The organism is Bacillus sp. AK128 (assembly GCF_053903075.1).
Genome location: NZ_CP096379.1, coordinates 1427565 through 1445063 on the forward strand (window position 1 = coordinate 1427565; position 17499 = coordinate 1445063).

The 17499-nt window shown below is 38.6% G+C and carries 19 protein-coding genes; 9 read left to right on the top strand and 10 right to left on the bottom strand.

What is annotated here, in order from left to right; genetic code table 11:
- Positions 1-110: 110 nt before the first annotated feature.
- The 5 genes from M1D60_RS06860 to M1D60_RS06880 all read right to left on the bottom strand — a co-directional run bounded on the left by M1D60_RS06860 (position 111) and on the right by M1D60_RS06880 (position 4277).
- On the bottom strand, positions 111-269 hold the full coding sequence (locus M1D60_RS06860) for a YjcZ family sporulation protein (protein WP_456278421.1): 159 nt from the start codon (positions 267-269) through the stop codon (positions 111-113).
- A gap of 121 nt (positions 270-390) precedes the next feature.
- Positions 391-1842 (bottom strand): 4-hydroxyphenylacetate 3-monooxygenase, oxygenase component, encoded by a 1452-nt coding sequence (hpaB, locus tag M1D60_RS06865; RefSeq protein ID WP_456278422.1) that lies wholly within the window; start codon positions 1840-1842, stop codon positions 391-393.
- Between the two features lie 316 nt (positions 1843-2158).
- Positions 2159-3076 (bottom strand): alpha/beta hydrolase, encoded by a 918-nt coding sequence (locus tag M1D60_RS06870; protein WP_456278423.1) that lies wholly within the window; start codon positions 3074-3076, stop codon positions 2159-2161.
- A gap of 94 nt (positions 3077-3170) precedes the next feature.
- On the bottom strand, positions 3171-3302 hold the full coding sequence (locus tag M1D60_RS06875; protein WP_275580258.1) for a hypothetical protein: 132 nt from the start codon (positions 3300-3302) through the stop codon (positions 3171-3173).
- An 84-nt stretch (positions 3303-3386) separates the two neighbouring features.
- The gene (locus M1D60_RS06880; RefSeq protein WP_456278424.1) at positions 3387-4277 is read right to left on the bottom strand and encodes a hydroxymethylglutaryl-CoA lyase; all 891 of its coding nucleotides are present in this window, start codon (positions 4275-4277) and stop codon (positions 3387-3389) included.
- Positions 4278-4473: 196 nt separating this feature from the next.
- On the opposite strand from M1D60_RS06880, the gene M1D60_RS06885 reads away from it, so the two are divergent.
- The 4 genes from M1D60_RS06885 to M1D60_RS06900 are packed head-to-tail and all read left to right on the top strand — an operon-like array spanning position 4474 to position 7385.
- Entirely contained in the window at positions 4474-5655 is a 1182-nt protein-coding gene (locus M1D60_RS06885) for an acetyl-CoA C-acetyltransferase (RefSeq protein ID WP_456278425.1), read from the top strand.
- A gap of 48 nt (positions 5656-5703) precedes the next feature.
- Complete coding sequence (locus M1D60_RS06890) at positions 5704-6390, top strand: CoA transferase subunit A (RefSeq protein WP_456278426.1); 687 nt, start codon at positions 5704-5706, stop codon at positions 6388-6390.
- 18 nt (positions 6391-6408) lie between these two features.
- Entirely contained in the window at positions 6409-7077 is a 669-nt protein-coding gene (locus tag M1D60_RS06895) for a CoA transferase subunit B (protein ID WP_456278427.1), read from the top strand.
- A gap of 56 nt (positions 7078-7133) precedes the next feature.
- Positions 7134-7385 carry a YqkE family protein gene (locus M1D60_RS06900; RefSeq protein WP_456278428.1) on the top strand — a complete coding sequence of 84 codons (252 nt, stop codon included), beginning with the start codon at positions 7134-7136 and terminating at the stop codon, positions 7383-7385.
- Positions 7386-7418: 33 nt separating this feature from the next.
- On the opposite strand, the gene M1D60_RS06905 is transcribed toward M1D60_RS06900, so the two are convergent.
- Entirely contained in the window at positions 7419-8219 is an 801-nt protein-coding gene (locus M1D60_RS06905; protein ID WP_456278429.1) for an MBL fold metallo-hydrolase, read from the bottom strand.
- 270 nt (positions 8220-8489) lie between these two features.
- Here M1D60_RS06905 and M1D60_RS06910 point away from each other — a divergent pair, with 270 nt between their 5' ends.
- Positions 8490-10739, top strand: a complete 2250-nt coding sequence (locus tag M1D60_RS06910) for an MASE3 domain-containing protein (RefSeq protein ID WP_456278430.1) — start codon at positions 8490-8492, stop codon at positions 10737-10739.
- 27 nt (positions 10740-10766) lie between these two features.
- On the opposite strand, the gene M1D60_RS06915 is transcribed toward M1D60_RS06910, so the two are convergent.
- From M1D60_RS06915 to mciZ, 3 genes are all read right to left on the bottom strand, one after another.
- Positions 10767-11300 (bottom strand): hypothetical protein, encoded by a 534-nt coding sequence (locus tag M1D60_RS06915; RefSeq protein WP_456278431.1) that lies wholly within the window; start codon positions 11298-11300, stop codon positions 10767-10769.
- A gap of 69 nt (positions 11301-11369) precedes the next feature.
- Positions 11370-12278, bottom strand: a complete 909-nt coding sequence (locus M1D60_RS06920; RefSeq protein ID WP_456279375.1) for an aldo/keto reductase — start codon at positions 12276-12278, stop codon at positions 11370-11372.
- A gap of 225 nt (positions 12279-12503) precedes the next feature.
- Positions 12504-12692, bottom strand: coding sequence for a Z-ring formation inhibitor MciZ (mciZ, locus tag M1D60_RS06925; protein WP_456278432.1), 189 nt, complete (start codon positions 12690-12692; stop codon positions 12504-12506).
- A gap of 72 nt (positions 12693-12764) precedes the next feature.
- Between mciZ and M1D60_RS06930 the strand changes: the two genes are divergently transcribed.
- The 3 genes from M1D60_RS06930 (at position 12765) to M1D60_RS06940 (ending at position 15970) form a co-directional block, all read left to right on the top strand.
- Positions 12765-13319, top strand: a complete 555-nt coding sequence (locus M1D60_RS06930; RefSeq protein ID WP_456278434.1) for an NUDIX domain-containing protein — start codon at positions 12765-12767, stop codon at positions 13317-13319.
- A 3-nt stretch (positions 13320-13322) separates the two neighbouring features.
- Positions 13323-14486, top strand: a complete 1164-nt coding sequence (locus M1D60_RS06935; RefSeq protein ID WP_456279376.1) for an endonuclease Q family protein — start codon at positions 13323-13325, stop codon at positions 14484-14486.
- Between the two features lie 512 nt (positions 14487-14998).
- Positions 14999-15970, top strand: a complete 972-nt coding sequence (locus tag M1D60_RS06940) for an alpha/beta hydrolase (protein WP_456278435.1) — start codon at positions 14999-15001, stop codon at positions 15968-15970.
- 99 nt (positions 15971-16069) lie between these two features.
- On the opposite strand, the gene M1D60_RS06945 is transcribed toward M1D60_RS06940, so the two are convergent.
- Positions 16070-16630, bottom strand: coding sequence for a GNAT family N-acetyltransferase (locus M1D60_RS06945; RefSeq protein ID WP_456278436.1), 561 nt, complete (start codon positions 16628-16630; stop codon positions 16070-16072).
- Between the two features lie 184 nt (positions 16631-16814).
- On the opposite strand from M1D60_RS06945, the gene spoIIM reads away from it, so the two are divergent.
- A complete protein-coding gene (gene spoIIM, locus M1D60_RS06950; protein ID WP_456278437.1) occupies positions 16815-17459 on the top strand; it encodes a stage II sporulation protein M in 645 nt (214 codons plus the stop codon).
- The last annotated feature ends 40 nt before the right edge of the window (positions 17460-17499 follow it).

Here is a 17499-nt window from a genome sequence, read left to right on the forward strand (position 1 = left end):
TACCTAAGAGGGTTCACACTATGGAATAAAAAAAGACCAGCTTCAGGCGGGAAGCTGGTCAATAAAGGAGACAAACATCATGACGGTTACTACTTTACTTAAAACTTAAATTAGTTAACGTAAGCAGCGCCAACGATAATTAAAAGAATAAACAATACTACGATTAACGCAAAACCTGTACCTGCACCTGCACCGTAGCCACCATAACCAGCACCAGCTACTCCAGCACCGTAACCATAGCCACCACCATAACCAAATCCGTAACCCATTGTAACACGCTCCTTCTTTTGTTTTATTAGTAATACTTAATTGGTATTACACTATTACTATATGAGCGAATCTATAAATGGTATGGACAAATACACATTAGAAGGAGAAATGGGTGCTAGTCTACATATCTTCTTTACTCAAAAATTCTTTAACAAGATTCGTATAGGGCTCGCGTTCATAGCGTTTGAACAAATTCCCTTGAAGTCTAATCGGATCTCCAAAGAAGAATCGTTCATATAAGGTTTGTCTCGATCCAAACGCACTCATACAATAATCCCAGGCAAGGCGGTATAATTGGACACGCTCCTTGGCAGGTAATGTTGCCGATTGGAGATAGAGATCTAAATCAGGTCGGATCTCTGAAGCAAAATCATCCTCAGTGGGTAGGGAAGCTAAACCACTAGCTCCTAATAACTGAATAATGTCTGTAATTCGAGGATAAATAGTTGGGAAAGTGGTTGCTGCAACGTATAGAGGATCTAAAGCTGGTACCCAGGTGCCAAATTTATCTGGACCACTGTGTAATTCAGAGGATTCCAGCAATGATTTAATGGTTTCAAGGCTAATAATGATTTCACTGATTTTCCCTTGAACATGCTCGTATTCCTGGATTTGAATGGTTTCAACTAGTAAAAGAGCAAGCCCTAGTAAGAACTCTAATTTGGCATATCTTCTTGTAATGACTTGATGGAGAATGAGCGGGAAGAAACTCGTATCTGTATACAGTGTCTGTGCCATTTCCTTGCTGTTATGAAAGAACACGCGATTCCAAGGAACTGTAACATGATCAAACACGACAATCGAGTCAATCTCATCAAATCTTGATGCTAAAGGATGGTCATAGGAGGAATCACGATATGAATAGGGCTCACGACAAATAAACTTTAGACCCTTGGCATTGCTTGGAATTGAAAAAGCATAGGCGAGTGAATCACTTGTCAACCCACCACCTGAGGGAAAGACCATCATCTCATCGGTCATCCCACCTTGGGTAGCAAGAAGCCTTGCTCCCTTTATGACAATGCCGTCTTCATTCTGATCCACGACCTGTGCAGCAATAATGTCATCCTCAAATTCCGAAAAATAAAACGACGAGCGATTTACTTGTGGATTCACAAACGTATGTGTGAACGAGAGGTCCTGCTCCCTTGCCAGCTCATAAAAGTTCCAAACGTTTTGTTCCCAAAGTGTATCATAGTCCCCAAACCGTTCTTTCCCAGCTGCAAATGCCATTAGTGCAGTATTCATATAATCCGGAGATCTTCCCATTAACCCTGCAGATTGTTTAGCCCATTCTTTAATCATCGTTCTTCTAAATTCTAAATCTTCCTTAGATTTAGGTATTAAATAGGAGGCACCGACAGTATGACCTGTTAGTGGAGAAGGATAAGTCATCTTTTTCCTGTGATTCGGATGGAGCTGTACATCATAAAGTCGGGCCTGACTTTTAATAATCCCTTTAAATGAAGGATGATCTGAAATATTACCTGTCACCTTTTCACCGTTTACCCATACATTAGACTTTAAGCGATCAATCCGCTTTATATACTCCTGTCCGGAAATCGCAGACATAGAATATCACCTCTTCCTGAATTCCTGCTCATAAAATATGCAATTGTCACGGTTCTGTTACTGATAAGTACAAGACAATTGGTTTAATTACCTAGTTGGTGGAAAGAGAGTTGAAATGGAATCGTATAATTTATAAATTATGTTAAGAACGGATATTCACCGATGATCATCAATTGAAAGTAACAAATAAAAACCCAAACGAGAGGTGAAGGATACATCAAAATATCACCTAACTAGTTCGGGTTTATCGCTGGTATATTTCTATCCAGCCTCATTGAGTTTAGAGGTAAATAAGACAAAGTACGCTATTATCTAACTAGCTCCTAATCTTCATAAAATCAGCTAAAAAGTCATCAACGACTTGTTCATAAAGCTCCGGGTTATCACCGTAGGAATAAGCATGAGATCCTTTTGGGGTAATCACTAGCTTCTTAGGACCGATTTTCTTATCATATAACTGCTTTGACATGCTAGGGAGGATATAATCATCATCCCTACTATGAATAAAAAGTACAGGACTCTTGATGTTTTCTATACATGAAATGGGTGAGACATCTCTTGTTGTGTATTGATCACGTAATTTCAAGAAGGCATTTCCAAATGGAAGGACCGCTTGTTTTGGTAACTTAAAATCCTTCCGTAACAGGTAGGTTAACTGCTCTTCAAAATCAGAAAAAGGACAATCTGCTATATAAAAATCAGCCCCATCCTCCAGCATTCCCGCATACAGTAAGGTTGTAACTGCTCCCATTGATTCCCCGTGAATCCCAAGAGTAATATCGTCTCCAAAGGTCTCCTTTGTCCAGTTCACAACGGCCTGTAAATCATATTTTTCATAATGACCATAGCTAGTTGTTTTACCACCTGACTCACCGTGTCTACGGTGATCATACATAATAACATGAAAGTTACGGTGGTGAAATAAATACATATATTTGATAGAATTTATTCGATTCATCGTCACGCCATGGCAAATGATTAAATACTGATCTGTCTCAGCCTTACTGGGGATAAAGGTTCCTTTTATGTCATAGCCATAAGGCGAAGGAATGCTAATATCTTCTTTTTCTGTATCCTCGTATTCAGATAAAATGAAACGCTTTTCTCTAATTTCCCGGTCTAGAATATAGTTTTCTTCTTTTTTCTTTATGTACATAATTCGATTGCTGAAAAATAAACCTATGGATACCATATAGGTGAGCAATAATAAGAATAACGTAAAAAACTTCTTCATGTCTTCCCCCTACGAACCGATGATTTTTTCTTATTTAGTGTACCAATTTACATTAGAAAAAGCACACCAAAGGATGTGCTCGTCATCAAGAAGTTTATTGTGGCGTATTTTGTCTGCCAGTAGGATGAATAGCCTTTTCCATTTCTTCGGCAGCCATTACATTTTTGGTGCCAATCGCCTCATTTGAAGGCTTCCCTTTTTGACCATTTTGTTTAGACTTTGCCATACATTCACCCCCTTTGCTTTACTATTACTTAAAGTAGCCAAAAGTAAGTGAATTATGTATTGCAGGGGCTAACATCTTGATCCACTATTCTTCTGGAAGATTGAAGAATTTACTCTCAATGGATCTCGATATATGAGGCTGGATGAGCTTTACAGCAGCCTTAATTCCTCGAATGTCAATTCCGGTTTGAATCCCCATCTGATGTAGCATAAATACAACGTCCTCAGTAGATACGTTTCCTGTAGCACCTTTTGCAAAAGGACAGCCCCCAAGTCCACCAGCGGACGAATCAAATCGGTTTATTCCAGCTTGAAGGGAAGCAAACACATTAGCTAACGCCATTCCTCTTGTATCATGAAAATGTGCGGTAAGAAGGACGTCTGGAAAGTGTTCCTTTAAAGCTGAAAACAGCTCGTAGCTTTCATTTGGAGATGCCATTCCTATCGTATCTGCCACACTCAATTCATCGACACCAGCTTCAACAAAAGAGGAGCATAAAGAGATGACATCTTGTATCTTCACTTTTCCTTCATATGGACAATAAAATGAAGTCGAAATGCATGCTCGAACAAATTTGTCTTGCTCTTTTAAGTCACTGATGATTGGTTGTAGCTCTGCTAAGCTTTCAGCAGTTGTTTTATTAATGTTTTTAAGATTAAAACTATTGCTTACCCCAACAAAAAACGCAACCGATTGGCAATTTTCTTCTAGCGCACGATCAACACCTTTTCGATTAGGTGTCAGGACGATATTTCGAGCTGAATCAGTGATTGCCCGAACAATCTCAGAAGCATCGCTCATCTGCGGCACCCACTTAGGAGAAACAAACGATGTAAGTTCCATTTCCTTAATACCGGCACCCTTTAATGCTTTAATAAATTCAATTTTTATAGAAGTAGGAACGATACTAGCATCATTTTGGAGACCATCCCTTGGCCCTACTTCAATCATGGTAACTTCTTTAGGTAAGTACAATCTAAACACCTCCAAGCTATCTATCTGTCTCTATTCTATTCGTTTAGGAAAAACAATAACAAGAGTTATAGAAAAAAAGATGAAATAAAGGAATTTAGTTAATTTTGAAGAAGTATTATCTATAGAAAAGCGTTTATGAGCAATATTGTAAACGCTTCCTTTAAGTTAAAGGGATGAGTACATAGGAGGAATAGGAATGAATAATAAAGAGGTTGTCATAGTTAGTGCAGTTCGAACACCAATTGGAAGCTTTAATGGGGGATTGGCCCCGGTCAAAGCGACAACATTGGGAGCAATTGTCATAAAAGAAGCGCTAAACCGAGCAGGAATTGCTGGGAATCAAGTGGATGAAGTCATTATGGGGAATGTGTTACAAGCAGGATTAGGTCAAAATCCTGCACGACAAGCAGCAATGGAGGCTGGTTTACCAATCGAAACTTCGTCGATGACGATTAACAAAGTTTGTGGATCTGGCCTAAAGGCAGTCCATCTTGCCACCCAAGCTATTTTGGCAGGAGATGCCGATGTCGTGGTCGCAGGTGGGATGGAGAACATGAGTCAAGCTCCCTATTTACTCGAAGGAGCAAGGGATGGCTTTAAAATGGGGAATCAAACATTAAAGGATAGTATGATTCAGGATGGATTATGGTGTGCCTTTAACGATTATCATATGGGAGTTACCGCTGAAAATCTATGTGACAAATACGAGATTACAAGAGAAGAACAGGACGAATTTTCAGCAAGAAGTCAGCAAAAGGCGGCTATAGCTTTACAGGAAGGTAGATTTAATGATGAATTGGTATCTGTTGAAATTAAAACTAGAAAAGGCACCATTACGATTGATACAGATGAATATCCAAAACCAAGCTCAACACAGGAAAAACTAGCAGGACTAAGACCTGCCTTTAAAAAGGACGGTTCTGTTACGGCAGGAAATGCATCTGGCATCAATGATGGAGCAGCTGCTGTCGTAGTAATGAGCAAGGAAAAAGCCTTAGAGCTTGGTATTACCCCACTAGTAACAATAAAAGGAAATGCCTCAGCTGGCGTTGACCCATCTACAATGGGATTAGGTCCTGTACCTGCAGTTAAGCGAGTGTTGGAAAAAGCACAGCTTGGGCTTGAGGATATTCAGTTAATCGAAGCGAATGAAGCTTTTGCCGCTCAGTCTATTGCGGTACATAGAGAGCTTCAATTTGATCCAAGTATTCTTAACGTGAACGGTGGAGCGATTGCCCTTGGACATCCTATCGGGGCAAGTGGAACAAGAGTGTTAGTTACGCTTATCCATGAAATGAAGAAGCGTAACGTGAAAACTGGGCTAGCCACTCTTTGTATTGGTGGAGGTCAGGGTGTAGCAACAGTGGTTGAAAATTAGTAATCTAAAGGACAATTTTGATCGGATGAAATGAAAGAGGTGAATCAAATGAAAAAGGTCCATTCTTCCTTTACAGAAGCAGTGAAGGATATAAAAGACGGTTCAACCCTTATGGTTGGCGGATTTGGATTAGTTGGAATTCCCGAAAATTTAATATTGGCACTTGTTGAAACGAATGTGTTGGATTTAACGGTAATCTCAAATAATTGTGGTGTAGATGATTGGGGACTTGGATTGCTTTTAAGAAACAAGCAAATTAAGAAAATGATTGGCTCCTACGTAGGAGAAAATAAAGAATTTGAACGTCAGGTTCTCTCAGGAGAAATAGAGGTGGAGCTTGTTCCTCAAGGGACATTGGCTGAGAAAATCCGTGCAGGTGGTGCTGGAATACCGGCTTTTTATACCCCAGCAGGAGTAGGAACCCCGATTGCAGAGGGAAAAGAAATCCGTGTATTTAATGGGAAGGAATATGTACTTGAAGAAGCCTTACTAGCTGATTTTAGTCTCGTGAGAGCTTGGAAAGCAGATAGAATGGGGAATTTGCGATATAACAAAACAGCCCAAAACTTTAACCCAATTATGGCTGCTGCTGGCAGAGTTACCATTGCAGAGGTGGAAGAACTATTCGAAATTGGTGAACTCGCGCCAGACCAAGTTGATACGCCTAGTATATATGTGCAAAGCCTTGTGGTAGGGAACCAGCAAAAACGAATTGAGCGGCTAACGGTAAAATAGGAGAGGAGGTTTTATAGAATGGCTCAAAACCAACTACATACACGTGAATTAATTGCCAAGCGTGCTGAGCAGGAGATTCAAACTGGTTATTATGTAAACCTTGGAATCGGAATGCCTACTCTTGTAGCTAACTTTATTTCGGCAAATAAACAGGTTGTATTGCAATCGGAAAATGGGCTACTCGGAATTGGACCATACCCAACTGAAGAGCAAGTCGATCCGGATTTAATCAATGCTGGGAAAGAAACGGTGACGGCTATACCCGGAGCTGCTTACTTCAATAGTGCTGAATCATTTGCGATGATTCGTGGAGGACATATTGATATTGCGATACTTGGTGGAATGGAAGTATCTGAGACTGGAGATCTCGCCAATTGGATGATTCCTGGTAAGATGATCAAAGGAATGGGAGGAGCGATGGACTTGGTTCATGGCGCTCAAAAGACCATCGTCATCATGGAGCATGTGAACCGAGATGGAGCACCAAAAATCCTGAAAAACTGCTCTCTACCTTTGACAGGTAAAGCAGTGGTTAATCGTATTATCACAGACCGAGCAGTCATTGATGTAACGGAAGAAGGCTTACGATTAGTGGAGGTGGCAGAAGGTTATACAATCGAGGATATTCAAGCCATGACGGAACCTACCTTGCTAATCGATCAAGAGGTTCGATTGAATGCCTATTAGGATTACATCTCTACTATTCTTTGCTATAATATAATTCGTCTGAAAGGGTGAAAGATATGGCAAAGAAAAAACAACAAACAAAGCATATGAAACAGGATGATGACAAACTACTTCTAAAAGAGCGTCTGAATTCTGATTTATTTCAACAGCTTAAGGATAAGCAAAAAATGCTTCAGGAAAATGAACAACGAGCAAAAGAGGAAGCGCTTGCTAGGAAAAAGGAAGAGGCTCGCCTTCGCGAAAAGAATAAATCCTTTGAAGAGCTACTGAATGAAAGTAGCTTAGACTGGAAGAATTACAAAAAATAAAGAAAACGAGACCTTCACGAGGTCTCGTTTTCTTTATTTTTTATTCGCTGGTATTTCAGTTTCATCAAAATTTTCGGCTAGAGTGCTAAGTTGTTCAACAAGAGTATTCCCTGTCATTGGTAACCCATGACCTGTAATTGCCGTTTTTGGCTTTAGCTTCGCAAGCGTTTTAACACTTTGGGATGCAGCCTGCCAGTCCATTGTGAAGTAAGCTGGTGGTCCATGGATTTCTTGCTTCTGGGTCAGAACCTCATATAGAGATTCCTGTTCAACCGTAACAAAGGCATCACCTGCAATTAAAGCTTCATCACGCTCGCGATATAAAGAGATATGGCCAGGCGTATGACCAGGTGTATGGACCACTTTCCATTCAGGTAGAACTGGTATCGAGTTGTCCTTAGGAAGTACGTGAAGCTGTTTACTAATGTTAATGCTTTTTCGTGGAAAGAGCGGGGATAGCTTTGCCACTAATCCCTCCGCTCCCGTGTTAGGCGGTGGATAATTTTCCTGTCCAGTTAAAAAAGGTTCTTCTAAATGGTGAGCATAGACGGGTACATCCCATTTCTTTAATAACTCCTCAAGTGCTCCTATATGATCAAAATGACCATGAGTGAGGACAATAGCTTTGGGTTTTGCATTAGGTCCAAATCTTCTCTCAACCTCTTCGATGATCATATCATGAGAATCTGGCATACCCGCATCTACAAGGACAAAGTCGTGGTTACTTGGGTCACCGATCAGACAGATATTAACAATTTGGACAGGAAAACAATAGAGATCAGGCACTACCTCTACCCCAATTCCACTAGTAAAAGAAGTTAAGGGCATTTTCATTTCATATTCCTCCATTCATATTCTAAAAATAGTATTTCTTAACGAAGGAATAATTATTTTCTAATTCACTTTTTTCAGGGACATAAAACTTCATGGTGTATTTTCGTTACAGGACTCTCCTTCCCGCACTAAAAATACCATATTTACATTAGAGTAGGGAAAAACATTGAAATCCTTTTCATAATTCGATAAAATTCTACTAATGAATGTTAAAATTTAGAAGATTATGTAATTTTATAAAATGGTTATTCGTATATAAGGTTGGTGTATATGGTAGAGTTTATGGGAAATAGGTTTGCTTTCTTTTTACTTGTAGGATCAGCTTTACTCATTTTATCTGCACTTTTATTTGATGGTTTTTTCAATCAAATCTATTCAATACAGTACCATCTATCTATTCATACACTTCTTGAAATCTTCAGTGTAATGGTTTGTTTTTCAATTAGTATGTATGGCTGGAAAGCCTTTGATGATGTGAGAAGTCATGCTTTTTTATGGATTCCGTTCATCTTTTTAAGTATTGGTTTATTGGATTTGTTACATCTTCTGACTTACCCAGGAATGCCTTTTTTTATAACAGATAGCTCAATTGAAAAAACAGGATGGTTTTGGATCTTAGCTCGATTGACAGCATCAATGGGATTATTATTCTTAACATTGTCAGATGGACGTGAATTAACCTTTACAAATCGAAAGGTCATTTCAATTTTAACTATTTCCCTTCTAATGATCAGTTCCTCCATCATATTTACATTTGAAAAAAGTTTACCAGCACTCATCATAAACGAGGTAGGCCCTACAGCCTTAAAGAATGGGATTGAATATTTTTGTAGTCTCATTTTATTAATAACTTTGGTCAACACTCTTAGAAGATTTAATCTTACAAAAGAATCGGTAGATCTTGACCTCTCATATGCACTTGTCTTTCTGTTGCTTAGTGAGTTAACCCTTACGATTTATCATCAGATAAATGATATTTATGTAGTAGTCGGTCATATCATCAAAACATTTGGTTACGCGTATATTTTAAAAGCTTACTTTTTTTCAAAACTCCAGGTTGTATTCCTACAGAAAGCGAACACAGAGAAAACATTAAGGCACACTCAAGAGCTTCTGCATTCATTTTTTAAATACACCCCTGATAGTATTACAATCATGGACATTGAGGGTCGGATTTTAAGTGTGAATTATGGATTTGAAACCGTCTATGGCTGGCGAGAGGAAGAGGTAAAAGGTAAGCTCTTTAGAGAACTCATGCCTAATTGTAAGGACGATATAGATCAAGTAATCGCAGAGATATCAAAGGGGAATAGTCTGATAGCTCATGAAACCATTAGACAAAGAAAAGATGGGAGCCTAATCAACATCAATATGACAATATCACCTGTGAGAAATGAACAAAATGAGATAGTTCGTCTAGCAGCAATTACGCGTGATTTAACGAAACAGAAGAAGGTAGAGAAAAAGCTTCTGGAAGCAGAACGCGAACTAAAGGATACCGTAAGGAGACAACAAGGAATTATTTTTAAATTTTCAAGAATTGATGGTAAGTATATACACACTTTATGCGATGGGGAATTATTATATGAGTTAGAAATAAAGCCAGAGGATATAGTGGGGAAAGGACTAGATGAGCTTGAAACCGAAGAATATGTTCCTACTCTGATTGATTATTATCATCTAGCTTGGGCTGGTCAAGATGTCTCTTTTGAGGTTACTCTTAAAAATAGAATTTGCGTAATCACCCTTAAACCTATAAAAAGAGGCGATGAGGTTTATGAGGTGATTGGATCATGTATTGATATTAGTCAGCTTAAGAAAACAGAAGAGCTGCTCCAAAAGTCTGAAAAACTAGCGGTTGTGGGTGAATTAGCGGCAGGACTTGCGCATGAAATTAGAAATCCATTAACTACTCTAAAAGGCTTTACCCAACTCATCGAGTCACAGGAAGGGCGCGCCAAAAAGAGTTATATAGAGTTAATGCTGTCTGAATTAGATCGAATCGAAATGATTACTAATGAATTTATGGCTGTCGCAAAACCACAAGCTGTTCACTACCGGGAGCAAGACATGACTCATCTAGTTTCACAAGTAGTTAAGTTCTCAAAACCACAAGCCTTGCTATTTGGAATTGAGATTAACGAAAACTATCAAGTGAACGAAGCAAATATTTTTTGTGAAGGAAATCAAATTAAACAAGTATTCATTAACTTGATAAAAAATGCAATGGAAGCCATGCCTCAAGGTGGTAAATTGTCCGTCACGATTGAAGAATTAGGTGACTCACAAGTTCAAGTGAGTATAAAAGATACTGGTGTAGGGATTCCAAAAGACATTCTTCCCCGATTAGGAGAGCCCTTCTACACATTAAAGGAGAAGGGGACGGGGTTAGGTTTAATGGTCAGTTATCGAATTATTGAATCCCATCAAGGCAGAATTAGTTTTGAGAGTGAAGAAAATAATGGAACGACAGTAAGAATAATCTTACCGCTTCTAAAAAGTCTGGAATTAGCGAAATAGAGAATCTCATTATGAGATTCTCTATTTTTATAGCTGATTCTTTATGGTGAAACCTTTTAATTCCTTAGTTATATAATCTGGTAATGGTTCTCTCAAAAGTATTCTTACTGCTTCATGATCAGCACCATGATTAATTAAATACGTTTTTAATAGATTAGCTTTTACTATTCTCCCCATAAGCATATACCCAACATACCAGACAACTGGGCTATTGACGTAAATCTCCTTCCATCTGAAGGCCTGAATTGTTGGTAGGGTACAAAGCTTGTCCTCGTGATAAATGGAAAACCCACCGATGATTTCAATCTCTGGATTGGTATCAAAGAGTAATTTGAACTTGGTTCCAAATGGATAATCTCCACATGAAATTAAGTTGTAGGGAAGTGGGTAAAGCGCATCTGTTACTTCTTCAAGGGAAGCATCTGTCGTGAGATCCCAGTCTCCTACACGATTCCCCAATCCTAAGGAATAAAGTAACCCACTCCCGCCCAGCGCATAGTTGATTTGATGTTGTTCCAACTTATCTGTAATTTTTTGTAAAGTTGTAGTTGATAGATTCATGAATAGAACTCCTAGTGTGAGGTTAAGCCCAAGTCAAAAAGGAAGCTTTAGTGCGCCTCCTAATGCTTTTTATCTATGCTGTTGATAGGTATCTGCAGGTATGATTTGTTTAATAACTTGCATGTCTTGCTCTGATAAAGGATTTGACGAAGCAGCGTCAATATTTTGTTTTACTTGAGTGAGACTACTCGCTCCAGGCATCACTGCGGCAACTGCTGGATGAGCGAGGCAATACTTTAAAGCATATTCTTGAACAGGTCTTGACGGAAGTGCATTCACTAGTTCTGATAGACTGCCCATCAATTGTTCTTTGGAAAGATGTAGATAGCCTTTCTCACTAACTTTGTCAGCCCATGAGTTGGTTAACATTCCTCTAGCAAGCGGTCCTCTTGCAATGACGCTAATCGAGTTATCGTTAAGAAGATTAAGAACCTCTTCTTCAGGTCGTCTGTCTAAGATACTATACTGCATCATGACACTAACAATAGAAGATTTATTTATGTATTCACGAATGACATTTGGCCGAATGGAGGAAATACCATAGTGACGAATTAAGCCCTCAGCTTTTAATTCTTCGAAAGCCTCTATAGTCTCGTCGATTGGATCCTCAATGGTTCCTCCATGTAATTGATACAAATCAATATAATCAGTTTGAAGTCTCTTTAGACTATCCTTGACCGCCTCTTTTATATAGGCTTTGCTTGGATCCCAGCCCCAACCGTCCTGTCCGTCAGTCCAACGGTTTCCAACCTTGGTCGCAAGGATGATCTTTTCTCTGTTTTTCTTAATCGCTTTACCTACAATTTCTTCATTAACTCCACGATCATACAAGTCTGCAGTATCTAAGTAATTGACACCGAGATCAACTGCCTCATCAATAATGGACTTTGCCTTTTCAAGCTCCGTTCCAAGAGACATACACCCCAACCCAATTTCACTAACCAACAAATCTGACTTCCCTATATAACGTTTATTCATCATTATTCCTCCTTTTCAATCTTAGTTAATGGTCACGAGTCATGTTGAATAATACTATCTTATCAAAACATTGATAGTGGGTAAATTTGAATGCTATTCTTTATCTTAAAAGGAGGAATGACAGTTGGGTCATGAGGTAGCGGATCAAGGGAGTCTAAAACTTGGAGAAAAGAGCTAAAGAAACGTTTATTAACCATAGAAAACCATCATTAAGTAGTTCTACTACTACTCTTTCATTGAATGAGTGCGTTTGGTAGAGATGGGAATCACTTTACTCTTTCTTTTTGCCAATCTTTCATCTGTAATCCAATCAGAAATGGTATCGTAATGTTGACTATATTCTTTCAGTTTACTTTGTATTTCCCAAGCCTTACCTGCCATATAAATACCTTGTTTGTGTAAATGTATTTTCACTTAAAATCCCCCCATTCAACTATGTTAGAATGTATGAAGGACAAAACTTAGATAGAACAAGGAGAGAATAAGATGACATCATCCTTTGAAGAAAAAACTCTTTCATCTAAAACATTGTTTGAAGGAAGAGTTATTGATCTAGTATTAGAAGAAGTACTACTTCCTAATGGTAAAACGAGCACACGAGAAATTGTTAAGCATCCAGGTGCAGTCGCAGTTATTCCAATAACAGATGATGGCAAAATTGTGATGGTTCGCCAGTATCGAAAAGCTCTAGAAAGAGAACTAGTGGAGATTCCTGCAGGAAAGCTTGAAAAAGGAGAAAAGCCAGAGCTTACAGCAAGAAGGGAACTTGAGGAGGAAACGGGTTATGGATGTGCCAGCTTGACACATTTAATCTCGTTTTACACGTCACCGGGCTTTGCTGATGAAATGGTCCACCTATATGTTGCTGAAGGTCTTACTCAGAAGGAAAATAAATTAGAATTGGATGAAGATGAATTTGTCGAAGTGATTGCCTTGTCTATAGAAGAGGCGAAGCAATATATACATGAACAAAAAATTTACGATGCGAAAACAGCATATGCGGTACAATATTTAGAATTACAGAAGGCAGTGAACCGATAAGTGATGGAAGAATACTATGTTGATTTACATATCCATATTGGAAGAACGGGTACAGGTAAGCCGGTCAAAATAACTGGGGCCCGTTCGCTAACGATAGAGAACATTTTAATTGAATCAACGGAAAAAAAGGGAATGGACATGATTGGCGTAATTGATTGTCACGTTCCTGAAGTTATCCAAGAATTAGAGGAATTCATCAAGAAGGGAGAGGTCATCGAACTTTCAGACGGTGGGTTACGATTTCAGCACGTTACCCTCATTCTGGGGACAGAGATTGAAATCTATGATGAAAACTGTAAAGGGCCAATCCATGTACTAGCATTTTTACCAAAAATTGCTCAAATGAAAGAATTCTCTTTTTGGATGAGTCAGCGAATGAAGAATATTACGTTAAGCTCCCAACGGATGTATGTCAATGCAATTGAGCTTCAGAAAAAGGTAAAAGAGTTAGATGGTATTTTTATCCCTGCTCATATTTTTACCCCTTATAAAAGTCTATATGGAAAAGGGGTGGAAACCACTCTGCAAGAGGTGTTTGATCCTGAATATATAGATGCTGTTGAGCTAGGGTTAAGCTCAGATACGTCGATGGCAGATCAAATCGAAGAATTGCACCCTTATAGCTATGTAACAAATTCGGATGCGCACTCCTTACCCAAGATCGGACGGGAGCATCAAATCATCAAGATGAAGGCTCCAACTTTTGAAGAGTTAAGAAAAGCACTTCATAATAAAGAGGGTAGAGGAATTGTTGCTAATTATGGTCTTGATCCCAAGCTTGGTAAATATCACCGGACCACCTGTGATCAGTGTTTAACTTTATTAGAGAATACGATGGAGGCATGTCCAACCTGTGGAAGCTCGAAGGTAGTAAGGGGAGTATATGATAGACTGCTGGAGCTAAAGTCATTTAATGGTGTACACGAACCGCGTCCCCCTTATATTCATCAAGTCCCATTAGAATTTATACCTGGTCTTGGTCCCAAAACATTGGAAAAGCTCCGAGATTATTTTAAAACGGAAATGGCAATTATCCACAAAGCACCTGAAGCCACTTTACATGAGCTAGTGCCGCCTGCCATAGCAGAGTCCATTATAAAAGCAAGAAATGGTACACTTTCCTTCCAAGCAGGTGGTGGAGGTAAGTATGGCAAGGTCGAGAAGTAAGAGGCTGGGACATAAGTATTTCAGCCAGTGATAAACCCGAACTATTAGGCGATATTTTGATGTATCTTTCATCTACTAGTTCGGGTCTTTATTTTTTATCTTCAATTAAGTTGTTGATTTTTCATACAATTTTTATAACCTGGTGGAATGGAGCGGAAGGCACTCGACTCCTGCGGGAGTAGCGGGACAGGTGAGACCCCGCAGGCGAAGCCGAGGAGGCTCACCGCCCGCCCCGCGGAAAGCGAGTGCCTGAAGCGCAATGGAGCAACCTTGTTTATCCAGTTTAACTGGTTAATAAGTATGAAAGAAACCAAAAACAGTTATATATGATCGGCAGACTAATTTAGAGATTATTCGTCTTCGTCTTTGAGACTGGTGTATTAGGTTTTGTCCCAGTCTCTTTTTACTATGATTAAATAACCATGGTAAACCGATAATTGGTAACATATTTATTCTCTTTTTCCTAAAGCTTTCTGTTACTATATTCATAGTACTATAGATTAAAAAGGGGAATGAATGTGAAAAATAAAGTATTAAAGATAAGCATGATTGTGGTACTAGTGTTGATTACTTTACTCGGAATCGCAGGTAACTACTTCTATCAAGTTGCTATAAATCGAGGGCAAGATGGACCTGAATTACACGGTGGTGGGGAAAGTGTTGCAGCTGATAGCTTAATGGCTACAGAAGAACAGCAAAATAAACTAGCTGAGCTTATGGAATGGACAGAGCAACAAACCTTTGAAACCGTTGAGATTAAATCTGCTGATGGTTTACTCCTAAAAGGTCGCTTCTTAAAAAATGAAAATTCGAATGGAAAAGCAGTCATTTTAGCTCATGGCTACCGAGGGAATAGTGAGCAAATGCCAGGGATTACAAAGTATTACTATGACCTGGGATATGATGTGTTAAAACCCGATGCCAGAGGGCATGGTATGAGCGAAGGAGATTATATTGGCTACGGTTGGCATGATCGTAAGGATTATGTAAGCTGGGTAAATCTTTTAATAAATGAAAAGAAAGAAACTGCCATCTTTCTTCATGGTTTTTCAATGGGAGCTGCTACTGTCTTAATGACAAGCGGAGAAGAACTTCCTTCTGAAGTAAAAGGAATCATTGCAGATAGTGGGTATACATCAGTGAAGGATGAGTTGTCTCATCAATTAAGATATCTATATCGTCTTCCTGCATTTCCAATTATGGAAGTAACAAGCATTGTGACAAAATTCAGAGCAGGTTATACCTTTGAAGAGGCCTCGGCAGTTAACAGTGTAAAGAAAAACAAATTACCTCTTTTTATTATTCATGGTGATGAAGATAAACTTGTTCCGACTGAAATGGCTGATGAGATATATAGTGTAGCTGTTAGTGAAAAGGAATTATGGATTGTGCCAGGAGCTGGACATACTGAAGCCTATACTGTAGCTGAGCAGGAATATCAGGAGAGATTAAAGCTGTTTTTGGAATCTGCTAGTTTAGAATAGTTATGATAAAACCCTGCTTGGTTCAATGGACCAAGCAGGGTTTTACTTTGCGAAACACCTATGGGGAAATTTAGTCTCTAACGTTACTTTATTTAAGATTCATCGAACCATTGCATATACACATGTATCTCGAATCCCAGATCCATCCACAGCAAGGTCATCATTCCGTAAAATCCCTTCTAGTACGTAGCCTAATCTCTCAGGTATAGCACGACTTCGCTCATTTCTAGAATCCATTCGGATTTCGACTCTTCTTGCCTTTAGTATATCAAAAGAAAAACGAGTGATCGCTTCAACCGCTTCAGTCATGTAACCTTTACCACTGTATCGACGATCAATCCAATAGCCAATTTCAAACTTAGGTACGTCCCAATCTATTCGGTGCAATCCTGAAGATGCAATAAATTCACCTGTTTTCTTATCAAAAACTAGTAAACGTAAATCCTCCCTAAGTAAAAACTTCGCGTGAGCTTCCCGTATGTTTTCCTCTACTTGTTCAACTGTTTGATCTTTTTGGGCAAAAGGTAACCAAGGCTTTAATTCTTCTCGAGATGCAATGACTGCATCATGAACCACCTTACCATCCCCTGGTAGAGGCATTCGAATTAATAATCTCTCACTTGTAAACTCACTTGGGAAATCTAGTAATACTGGTTTCATAATGTCACACTCCACATACATTTTTCAGAGTATATCATACACCTACAAATTCTGGAATATTTTTCTTCTATTAAATTGTCATAGATTTGGAAATGGCTCATAAAATCAAGTAAAGAGCCGTTTAATAGTATTCAAACCGCATAAACCAACAACCAATAAAATGTAAAGTTAATAGGAGGGCCAAATGAAGAACCAATCATTGAAGCATCTGATTTCCAATCATATAAAAGAACATTCCTCAATCTACTTATTTATAACAGTATTATTTATGATGGGTATTGTGTTTGGAGCCATTGTCGTTAATAGTTTAAGTCCTGGCCAGAAACAAGATTTATATCTATATATCAGCCGTTTTTTTGGACAGGTTGTTGAGGGGGAGTTTGCAAACGCGAATGACTTATTTCTTCAAAGTTATATGCATCACCTTAAATACATTGGACTGATGTGGATTTTAGGAATATCCATTATTGGTTTGCCGATTATTTTGATCCTTTTATTCTTAAAAGGAATAGTAGTAGGTTTTACAGTTGGCTTTTTAGTGAATCAGTTAGGATGGGAAGGCTTTTTACTGTCATTTGTATCGGTTTTACCTCAAAACTTAATTGTCATTCCTGCTTTTATTATTATCGGGACGGTAGCTGTATCATTCTCACTCCGATTAATTGGACAAATAATCGCCAAACGTGCGAATCTTCCTTTCATGCAAATTTTTAGTCGGTATACGGGAGTAGCAGTTGTTATTTGTTGCATTGTTGCATTCGCTTCAGCATTTGAAGCATATAGTTCTCCGTTACTTATGAAACATGTTGTAAATATTATTAATAAATAATAATTATTAGTTAGTAATATTTACATATTCCAAATTATAA

What these genes read in the sequence shown, in the direction of transcription:
- M1D60_RS06860 (WP_456278421.1), bottom strand. Translation starts at nt 269, where the DNA reads ATGGGTTACGGATTTGGTTATGGTGGTGGCTATGGTTACGGTGCTGGA.
- hpaB (WP_456278422.1), bottom strand. Translation starts at nt 1,842, where the DNA reads ATGTCTGCGATTTCCGGACAGGAGTATATAAAGCGGATTGATCGCTTA.
- M1D60_RS06870 (WP_456278423.1), bottom strand. Translation starts at nt 3,076, where the DNA reads ATGAAGAAGTTTTTTACGTTATTCTTATTATTGCTCACCTATATGGTA.
- M1D60_RS06875 (WP_275580258.1), bottom strand. Translation starts at nt 3,302, where the DNA reads ATGGCAAAGTCTAAACAAAATGGTCAAAAAGGGAAGCCTTCAAATGAG.
- M1D60_RS06885 (WP_456278425.1), top strand. Translation starts at nt 4,474, where the DNA reads ATGAATAATAAAGAGGTTGTCATAGTTAGTGCAGTTCGAACACCAATT.
- M1D60_RS06890 (WP_456278426.1), top strand. Translation starts at nt 5,704, where the DNA reads ATGAAAAAGGTCCATTCTTCCTTTACAGAAGCAGTGAAGGATATAAAA.
- M1D60_RS06895 (WP_456278427.1), top strand. Translation starts at nt 6,409, where the DNA reads ATGGCTCAAAACCAACTACATACACGTGAATTAATTGCCAAGCGTGCT.
- M1D60_RS06900 (WP_456278428.1), top strand. Translation starts at nt 7,134, where the DNA reads ATGGCAAAGAAAAAACAACAAACAAAGCATATGAAACAGGATGATGAC.
- M1D60_RS06905 (WP_456278429.1), bottom strand. Translation starts at nt 8,219, where the DNA reads ATGAAAATGCCCTTAACTTCTTTTACTAGTGGAATTGGGGTAGAGGTA.
- M1D60_RS06910 (WP_456278430.1), top strand. Translation starts at nt 8,490, where the DNA reads ATGGTAGAGTTTATGGGAAATAGGTTTGCTTTCTTTTTACTTGTAGGA.
- M1D60_RS06915 (WP_456278431.1), bottom strand. Translation starts at nt 11,300, where the DNA reads ATGAATCTATCAACTACAACTTTACAAAAAATTACAGATAAGTTGGAA.
- M1D60_RS06920 (WP_456279375.1), bottom strand. Translation starts at nt 12,278, where the DNA reads ATGAATAAACGTTATATAGGGAAGTCAGATTTGTTGGTTAGTGAAATT.
- M1D60_RS06930 (WP_456278434.1), top strand. Translation starts at nt 12,765, where the DNA reads ATGACATCATCCTTTGAAGAAAAAACTCTTTCATCTAAAACATTGTTT.
- M1D60_RS06935 (WP_456279376.1), top strand. Translation starts at nt 13,323, where the DNA reads ATGGAAGAATACTATGTTGATTTACATATCCATATTGGAAGAACGGGT.
- M1D60_RS06940 (WP_456278435.1), top strand. Translation starts at nt 14,999, where the DNA reads ATGAATGTGAAAAATAAAGTATTAAAGATAAGCATGATTGTGGTACTA.
- M1D60_RS06945 (WP_456278436.1), bottom strand. Translation starts at nt 16,630, where the DNA reads ATGAAACCAGTATTACTAGATTTCCCAAGTGAGTTTACAAGTGAGAGA.
- spoIIM (WP_456278437.1), top strand. Translation starts at nt 16,815, where the DNA reads ATGAAGAACCAATCATTGAAGCATCTGATTTCCAATCATATAAAAGAA.